At 47.2% G+C, this 9,211-nt stretch carries 4 protein-coding genes; 1 reads left to right on the top strand and 3 read right to left on the bottom strand.

The window, feature by feature from the left end; translation table 11 throughout:
- Positions 1 to 378 precede the first annotated feature (378 nt).
- Positions 379 to 978, top strand: coding sequence for a DUF2179 domain-containing protein (locus tag ACMA1I_RS22415; protein ID WP_337070731.1), 600 nt, complete (start codon positions 379 to 381; stop codon positions 976 to 978).
- 368 nt (positions 979 to 1,346) lie between these two features.
- Here the strand turns inward: ACMA1I_RS22415 and glgB are convergent, their stop codons facing one another.
- From glgB to ACMA1I_RS22400, 3 genes are read right to left on the bottom strand one after another with little or no spacing between them, the layout of a single operon-like run.
- Positions 1,347 to 3,827, bottom strand: a complete 2,481-nt coding sequence (gene glgB / locus ACMA1I_RS22410; RefSeq protein ID WP_414703968.1) for a 1,4-alpha-glucan branching protein GlgB — start codon at positions 3,825 to 3,827, stop codon at positions 1,347 to 1,349.
- Positions 3,820 to 7,152 (bottom strand): maltose alpha-D-glucosyltransferase, encoded by a 3,333-nt coding sequence (gene treS, locus ACMA1I_RS22405; RefSeq protein ID WP_337070728.1) that lies wholly within the window; start codon positions 7,150 to 7,152, stop codon positions 3,820 to 3,822. The genes glgB and treS overlap by 8 nt, the downstream gene beginning before the upstream one ends.
- A gap of 36 nt (positions 7,153 to 7,188) precedes the next feature.
- Entirely contained in the window at positions 7,189 to 9,192 is a 2,004-nt protein-coding gene (locus ACMA1I_RS22400; RefSeq protein ID WP_337070727.1) for an alpha-1,4-glucan--maltose-1-phosphate maltosyltransferase, read from the bottom strand.
- Positions 9,193 to 9,211 lie beyond the last annotated feature (19 nt).

Raw genomic sequence — 9,211 nt, 5'->3', positions numbered from 1 at the left:
CGAAACCCCATCAACGCCCTGGTCCACATCCTCTCAGGTCTGACCGCCTACACCTTTCTCGACCACAAAAACAAAAAGTTTAACCTCGCCAGAACATTGGCTTAATTCCCGAGTTCACGTTAAAAAAGTAATTATTCGGTATCTTTATCTTATGCCATAGGTCGACAATTTTGTTTTAGTCGAATCCAGTCAATATACTATCTGTTCACTTTTGTTGCTATGTTTCCTCAGCAGCTGCCAGGCAACACTATTTTAATGCAATCTGCATCGGACTTAAGGCCAACTAGATAAGCTGGAGAGCAAGTTTATAAGTATTAAAAAAGAAAGATTTAGCTGGTTTTGCCTCTGTATGTAGCGCTTTAAGTTCTATTTTTGCGCATGAATATATTTCAAGGCTTAGATCCCGCCCTTGTAGAATGGGTCATAATACCGCTACTCATTTTTTTAGCTAGGATTTGCGATGTTACCTTAGGTACACTTCGTATCGTTTTTATCTCCAAAGGCGATAAAAAGATAGCACCTTTGCTGGGCTTTATAGAAGTGCTTATTTGGCTGGTTGCCATAACGCAGGTTATGCAGAACCTGAACAACGTGGCATCTTACCTGGCTTGGGCCGGAGGGTTTGCTACCGGTAATTTCCTGGGCCTCCGGATTGAACAGAAACTGGCCTTGGGCCAGGTGGTGGTGCGCATTATTACAGTTGAGCAAGCCGATAAACTTATAAGCCGCCTCATCGGGCGCGGATATCGCCTAACCAGTGTAGATGCCCGTGGCTCCAGAGGAAAAGTAAACCTGTTGTTCATGATCGTGAAGCGAAAGAAGCTAGAGGAAGTGATTGGCATTATCCGCGATTATAACCCTAATGCTTTTTACTCTGTGGAAGATGTGCGCTCTGTTTCGGAAATGGATGTTACCCAGGAAAGCCCGAGCGATAAAATGACTTTGTCTAAGCTCTTCCCACTCAGAAAATCAAAATAATACCGACTGCACATTGTACCCACCCTATGCCCTCCCAAGTCCAGTAGGCCTCCGGAAGGGCATTTTTATTTAAATCATTGCTGGCTGCTCCTATTAAAATGGCTGTTTGGTTGTTTTAAATACTCAGGTATTCTAGGAGAATTAAAATTTCAACAGCTTACCGGAGAGGATCAGGAAAGTACTCTCTTTTAAACTAAATCTAACTATCTAAACCCTTGAGCATTCCTCCCCCTTTATGACTCAGGAAGGGTAAATTCATTTGAAAAATTCTGTTAAAACACAGCGGCAGCTACCTCAAACTGGTAGCTGCCGCTGATAATTTGGCTAAAGGTTAAATAAAATTTTTCCTCAACCGTGTCAAAAAATTCTTATCCCATAAATTTCAGGTAGACTACGGCCAGAGGAGGTAGTACCACATCAAGGGAACAAGGTTTGCCATGATACGGCGACTCCCATGAATGCAAATCTTCTCTGTTATGGGCATTGCTGCCACCATAGCTCGCATCGTCTGAGTTATAAATCTGTAACCAACGTCCGGCAATCGGAACACCCAGGCGATAGTGATTATGCGTCATAGGTGTGAAGTTGGCAACTACCAGAATTATTTCTCCGAGACCATCACCTTTCCGGATAAAGCTCAGCACACTGTTATGAGCATCGTTATAGTCGATCCACTCAAAGCCACGGTGGTCGAAATCGTAGCGGTACAGGGCTGGCTCGTTACTGTAAATCTCGTTCAGGTGGTTTACTGTGCGCTGCACACCGGCATGGTANAGCACACTGTTATGAGCATCGTTATAGTCGATCCACTCAAAGCCACGGTGGTCGAAATCGTAGCGGTACAGGGCTGGCTCGTTACTGTAAATCTCGTTCAGGTGGTTTACTGTGCGCTGCACACCGGCATGGTAACCATACTCCAGCAAGTGCCAATCTACGCTGCTATCGTGGTTCCATTCGGTACCCTGAGCAATCTCACCTCCCATAAACATCAGCTTACCACCCGGGTGGGCATACATGTAGCCATAAAGCGCGCGCAGGTTTGCAAAGGCCTGCCACTCATCGCCTGGCATTTTGCGAAGCAGGGATCCTTTACCATGCACCACTTCGTCGTGCGACAAAGGCAGCATAAAGCGCTCCGAAAACGCATAAATGATACTGAATGTGATATCGCCCTGGTGGTGCTTGCGGTATATTGGATCTTTGGAGAAGTAGTTGAGAGTATCGTGCATCCAACCCATCATCCATTTCATATCAAAACCCAGACCTCCGTTTTCGATCGAGTTGGTTACTCCTGGCCAGGCAGTAGACTCTTCCGCAATGGTCTTAACATCAGGGAAACGCTTATGCACAGCTTGGTTGAACTCCTTCAGCAAGGAAATAGCTTCCAGGTTTTCTCGACCGCCGTATTCATTTGGAATCCACTCTCCTTCTTTGCGGCTGTAATCCAGGTAAAGCATAGAAGCAACAGCATCTACACGTAATCCATCGGCATGGTACTTGTCGAGCCAGAACAGCGCGTTACTAATTAGGAAAGAGCGAACCTCATTTCTGCCATAGTTAAAGATGTAGCTATTCCAGTCGGGGTGAAATCCTTTGCGGGCATCGGCATGCTCAAAAAGGTGAGTACCATCAAAGTAAACTAAACCATGCTCATCGGACGGAAAGTGCGAAGGCACCCAATCCAGAATAACCCCAATGCCATGCTGGTGCAGCATATCAATCAGATGCATGAGGTCATACGGTGAGCCATATTGGCTGGCCGCTGCAAAATAACCTGTAATCTGGTAGCCCCACGACCCGTTGAAGGGGTGGTACATCAGAGGCATAAATTCTACGTGCGTAAAGCCCATGCTCTTCACGTAAGCTGGCAGTTCCTCTGCTAGCTCCCTATAGGTCAAGGGCCGGTTATTATCTTCCGGACGTCGACGCCAGGAGCCCAGGTGCAGTTCATATACTGAGTAAGGCTGCGGCTGCCCGATCTGATTCCTGCGGTGCTCGAGCCAGTTATTGTCCTGCCACTCGTAGTTCAAATCTGCCACTACCGAGGCTGTAAGCGGAGGAGTTTCCCTGCAGAACGCAAACGGGTCGCTTTTCTCTACATGGTACAGGTGGTAGCGCGATTTAATATGATATTTGTAAAGCATGCCAACCCCTACTTCCGGCACAAAGCCTTCCCAAATTCCAGAGTAGTCTCCTCTTTGGCGCAATGGGTGAGTACTACGGTTCCAGTGGTTAAAGTCTCCGATTACAGAAACCTCTTCTGCATTAGGTGCCCACACAGCAAAGTAAACGCCGGTTTGCCCATTGTGGGTCATGACATGAGATCCAAGCTTTTCGTAAAGCGAGAAGTGTTTACCTTCTCTGAAAAGGTGCATATCAAAGTCTGTGAACCGGCTGATATCATAAGACATTGGAGCCTTCTCTTCGGCTGGTGCTGCTTGCTGAGTCTCTACCAGCTCTTGTTCCTGCTCTTTATGGGCAGAGTCTGGTGTCACCACTGGTGTTATCTCAGACGCTGAAGCAGGAGCCTTTCTAACCCTGGCTTTTTTAGCCGGAATTGGCGTTTCGTTTGGAGCAGGTACCGGAATAGTTGTTTCTGCTGATTTAGCTTTAGCGCTTGCTCGTTTTTTAGGAGCAGGAGATAACCCATCCGGTGCCGGAGCATCGGATAGGGTTGTACTTGCTGAAGCTGTAGACCTGCCTCTTGCTTTTTTAGGTTCAGCGTTGGCATCCGATTCCGGTGCAGCCGTTGTAGCAGCTTTAGATGTCCCCTTTTTTGAGCTGGTTTTAGCAGCAGGTGTGGTGTTCTCCTTGTCTGTATTTGTCTGATCTACCTTCTGTTTAGCCATTCTGATACTTCCTCATGATATATTTAATGCCTCTGATCGGGATTAGAACCCAATCCGGACGGTTGTTCAATTCATATCCTAGTTCATAGATTGCTTTTTCGAGCAGGAATGTCTCCATGAGCACATTATAGTCTTGCTCGCTGGCAGGTACTATGCCCGTGCCTTTCGCCTGCTCCAGGTAGCGACTCATGTAAAAACCGCTCGCGTAATGGTACCACTGCTCAGCCCACTGCTCCAGATACTGGCTGTCTTCCTTACGGAAGGTGCCTTGTTGGAACAGAGCGTTATACACAGCATAATGGAAAGAGCGAATCATACCGGCAACATCGCGAAGTGGAGAGCGTTTCAGGCGGCGCTCGCTAAACGAACGTGCTGGCTCACCTTCAAAATCGATGATAATAAAATCGCGGCCTGTAAACAGTACCTGCCCCAGGTGATAATCACCGTGTGTACGAATTTTCTGCGTGTCTATTTTCTTAGCGAAAATCGTTTTTAGCTGCTCCAGCACTGCTCCGCGCATCTGCAGAACTTCTTCTGCCTCCGCCTTCACAGACTCCGGCAAATCGTTCAGCTTTTTCTGCAACAGGTCGAAGCTGCTACGCACCAGCGAGGTAAGTGAAGAGTAAAGCGAACGTTGATAGTGCAGCGAGAAATCCTCCGGCGTAAAGTCTTTGTGGTCGATACCAGCCAGTGCCAGGTGCATTTCGGCAGTTCGTTGGCCCAACAGTTCTACCCGTTCTACGTGCGCGCCACCTAATTGCATCTGTACCTCCTCCGGTACCTCGGCAAAAGGAACTGGCTTGGAAAGTGAACCTATTAACTTTTTAGGATCAAGCCGCTCATCCTGTGTCAGCAATCGTTCAAAGAAGCGCTTCAAAGCATCTTCCATGTACACCCACACATCACCCTGGTTTGGCACTAGTTCCTGTAGCATCATCAGCACCATTGGTTGCTTGCGCCCCTCATGTTGCTCAATGGTTCCCATAAACTTAGGCACATACTCAAAGTTAGCCTTCTCAGAGAGTGCTTGTATCACCTCCACATCTGGGTTCATGGCTCTGTCAAGCTTACGGTATACTTTCATAAAGAACTTATTGCCGTAAAGAACAGAAGTGTTGCTTTGCTCCGCACTTAAAATGCGAGATGTTAAATGCTGCCCTTCATCTTTAAGCACGGCACTAACCTGCTTCTGGCTATTACCCACTAATTCTCCGCTCTCTGTCTTGAGCTTTTTACGCTTGGCCATCATCTGGAACAGCATCATTCTGAAATCTTCCCAGTACATGGCATCATACAGAATACCTTCTTTAGAATCTACGCTTACGCGGGCTATCACACTTGTAGGATAAGTGTTGATCAGCTCTTCTTCCTGCTCGCCAGTAGCAAATGCAATCGGCAGTTGGTACAGCTCTGGAAGGCCTTCGTTATAACTCACCTCAATCAGCAGCAGCGAAGCACCTTGTTTACCTACCTGCATCGGCACGTTAGACACTACCTGCAGACGTTGCATAGTGCGCGCTTTGCCACCAAACCAGCGGCTGCGCATCAGGTATTTCTGCAGTACCTTCGACTCCAGATCTTTCAACACTTTAGGAGAAAGGGCATTGCGCAAAGAGGTAAGCTGCACTTCTGGTTTATGCTTATCTGTTTCGAAAGTACCAACCACTTCTTGTTGCTGCAGTTCGAACCAGTAATAACCATGGGTACCCACGGTGAACAGATAGCTTTCGTCTTTGATTACCGGGAATTTGTTTTTGCTGAAAACCTCCATCGGAATACGACCTTTGTACTCGTGCAGGTCAAGTTCCACAGCCTCGGCAAATCGCGAAAGGTTAGCAATAACGAGTATGGTTTCGTCCTGGTACTCACGCACAAAAGCAAGTACTTTAGAGTTCGAAGGATTCAGGAATTTAATGGTGCCTCTGCCAAACGCTTTGTAGCGTTTGCGCATGTTAATTATCCGGCGCGTCCACCACAGCAGGGAATTAGGATTGTGCTCCTGCGTGTCTACGTTTACAGACTCGTATTTATATTCAGGGTCAATGATAATTGGCAGGTACAGCTTTTGCGGATTGGCTGTGGAGAAACCGGCATTCCGGTCGTCGTTCCATTGCATTGGCGTACGAACGCCATCGCGGTCGCCCAGGTAATAGTTATCACCCATCCCAATTTCATCGCCATAGTATACCACTGGGGTACCGCGCATAGAAAAGAGCAGTACATTCATCAGCTCAATCTTAGACCTGTCGTTGCCCAGCAGTGGCGCCAGCCTGTGGCGGATACCGATGTTGATCTTCGCCATTGGGTCTTTGGTGTACACTTTGTACATATAGTCCCGCTCCTCGTCCGTTACCATTTCCAGGGTAAGCTCGTCGTGGTTTCTAAGGAACATGGCCCACTGGCAGGTTTCCGGAATCGGAGGAGTTTGGTTAAAGATGTCGATAATCGGGTAGCGGTCCTCCATCTTCAGCGACATGAACAGGCGCGGCATGATGGGGAAGTGATAGTTCATATGGCAGGCATCGCCATTACCAAAGTAAGAAGCAGAATCTTCGGGCCACATGTTGGCTTCCGCCAGCAACAGTTTGCCTGTATATTTGCTATCTACATGAGCACGCAGCTTTCTTAGGAAGGCATGTGTCTCAGGTAAGTTCTCACAGTTGGTGCCATCGCGCTCAAAAAGGTAAGGCACGGCATCTAAACGGAAACCATCTACACCCAGGTCGAGCCAGTACTCCAGCATCTTAAACACTTCCTGCTGTACTTTCGGATTATCGTAGTTCAGGTCTGGCTGGTGCGAGAAAAAGCGGTGCCAGTAGTATTGACCTGCCACAGGGTCCCAAGTCCAGTTAGAGGGTTCAGTATCTGTAAAAATAATCCGCACCTCGTTATACTTGTTCGGATCATCAGACCACACGTAATAATCTCGGTAAGCCGATCCTTTTTTGGCGGTGCGGGCACGCTGGAACCAAGGATGCTGATCAGAAGTGTGGTTAATAACCAACTCTGTAATCACTTTCAGCCCGCGTCTATGTGCTTCTTTAACGAAAAGCTTAAAATCCTGCATGTTGCCATACGATGGATTTATATTATAATAATCAGCGATATCGTAGCCATCGTCTTTTAGCGGCGACGGATAAAAAGGTAATAGCCAAATAGCTGTTACACCCAGGTCTTCCAGGTAATCCAGTTTTTGCATTAAACCCTTAAAATCACCGTAACCATCGCCATTGCCGTCTTTAAAAGCTTTGATGTGCAATTCGTAGATGATCGCATCTTTGTACCAATGAATGTTGTCGTCTAACAGCGTCTCTTTATCTGCCATAGTAGATATAAATGAATTATTTAGGAATTCCCGGATTTATTGCGGGAGAAAGGTGTCATCTAATTCCTGGTGGCCCATGCCTTCGTTGGCTTCTTCGAGCCGGAACACGTGAACCGGCATCTCATACGGCCGAAGCTCCACGTAATTCCATTCGCCTGTCCAGGTGTATTTATACTCGGTAAGCAGATCGTGCATAATGTATTGCTGATCGGCGGATAGACCAAACAATTGCAGCGGAACCTGCACCCAGCCGGGCTGCACATGGTGCGGATCCATGTTCACTACCATTAATAATTTATTGCCAGTTGCCTTATCAGTTTTAGCGTAAGCCAGCAGGTGCTGATTATCGGTATTGGCAAATTGTATGTTCCAGGTGCTTTGCAAGGCAGGGTTTACCTTTCTTATTTTGTTGATAAGGGTAATAACCTCGCTGATTTTAGTTTTGCGCCCCCAGTCCCAGTGTTTTATTTCGTACTTCTCCGACTCGGTATACTCTTCCTTACCCGGATGCGGCACATTGATGCCGAACTCGTAAACCGGACCATAAAGGCCGTAGTTAGAAGAAAGGGTTGCTGCCATTATTACACGTGTAATATGCCCTGCTTCTCCCCCATCTACCAGCGATACAGGCAAGATATCAGGAGTATTAGGCCAGAAGTTCGGACGGTAATACTCTCGCATTTCTGTCTGGGTAAGCTCCGTTAAGTATTCCTTCATTTCCTGGCTGGTATTACGCCATGTAAAGTAGGTATAAGATTGTGTAAACCCTATTTTACCTAATCGCTCCATTACCCGCGGACGTGTGAAGGCTTCTGCCAGAAATATAATTTGCGGATGTTGTTTTTTGATTTCTCTAATGCACCACTCCCAGAAGCCAAAAGTTTTGGTATGTGGATTATCTACCCTGAAAATATGGACTCCCTGAGCTATCCAGTGGTCTAGAATACTTTTCAATTCTATCCAGAGGTTCTGCCAGTCTTCTGTTTCAAAGTTTACAGGCAGCACATCCTGGTATTTCTTAGGCGGGTTTTCGGCATATTGCACGGTACCATCAGGGCGCCATTTAAACCACTGCGGGTGCTCCTTTACATACGGGTGATCTGGAGCGCATTGTATGGCAAAATCCAAGGCTATTTCTATGCCGTGGTCGCGAGCCGCTGCCACAAAATTCCTGAAATCTTCAAGTGTTCCTAGCTCAGGTAAAATGCTTTTGTGGCCTCCCTCCGCAGCACCTATGGCCCATGGCGAGCCAGGTTCTCCCGGTTGTGCGGTTACTGCATTGTTCTTGCCTTTTCTAAATTCTCTGCCGATGGGATGAATAGGTGGCAGGTAAACGGTATCGAAGCCCATTTCGGCGATGCGGGGCAGAATGCGCTCACAATCTTTAAAAGTACCGTGTGCTCCTGCGTCTTGTGCGGTAGAGCGCGGGAAGAATTCATACCAGGTACTGAAAAGTGCTTTCTTACGCTCTACATCTACCTCCAGCACCTTGTTGTACGTAGTTGCGTTTTTTCTGTCGGAGCAGGCGTTCATAAGATCTGTCACATCAACGCCTGTTGCTAAGGCTACTGCATCGGCATCTGCCCCCGGATTTTGTAACTCCTGCGCCCATTTTTTCAGGCGCTTGGCCTGGCCGGGTTTGGCTGTGGCAGCAGTTTCTTCCAGATGCTGCGCTCCTATCTGCAATTCGAGCTTTATATCCTGGTTGGCTTCATACTTTTTCTTGAGGCCTTTCTGCCATGTATAAAAGTGGTCGACCCAACCTTGTAGGGTGTATTCAAACCGACCCATGCTATCCGGAAAGAAAGAGGCTTGCCACTTGTCGTTTCCTAAAAATTCCATGGGAACCTCCTCCCACTTTTTCTTTTTTGTATTCCTATAAAGCAGAATAGCTTTTACCTCATCATGACCGTCTGTAAATATATCTGCTGTTACCCTTAGCTCCTCACCCACCACTCGTTTTACAGGATATTGTCCGCAATTCAACTGCGGCTTCACATTCTCAATTACAACGCGTTGTTTACCTTCCAGTGCTTCCATTAATTATCTTTTGTAGTTT

The sequence above is a fragment of the Pontibacter sp. 13R65 genome, assembly GCF_047525655.1.
Taxonomy (GTDB): Bacteria; Bacteroidota; Bacteroidia; order Cytophagales; family Hymenobacteraceae; genus Pontibacter.
This window is presented reverse-complemented; position numbering and strand designations above follow the sequence as displayed.

Coding starts and splice junctions, on each gene's coding strand:
- treS (WP_337070728.1), bottom strand. CDS start 7,152: ATGGCAGATAAAGAGACGCTGTTAGACGACAACATTCATTGGTACAAA.
- ACMA1I_RS22400 (WP_337070727.1), bottom strand. CDS start 9,192: ATGGAAGCACTGGAAGGTAAACAACGCGTTGTAATTGAGAATGTGAAG.
- ACMA1I_RS22415 (WP_337070731.1), top strand. CDS start 379: ATGAATATATTTCAAGGCTTAGATCCCGCCCTTGTAGAATGGGTCATA.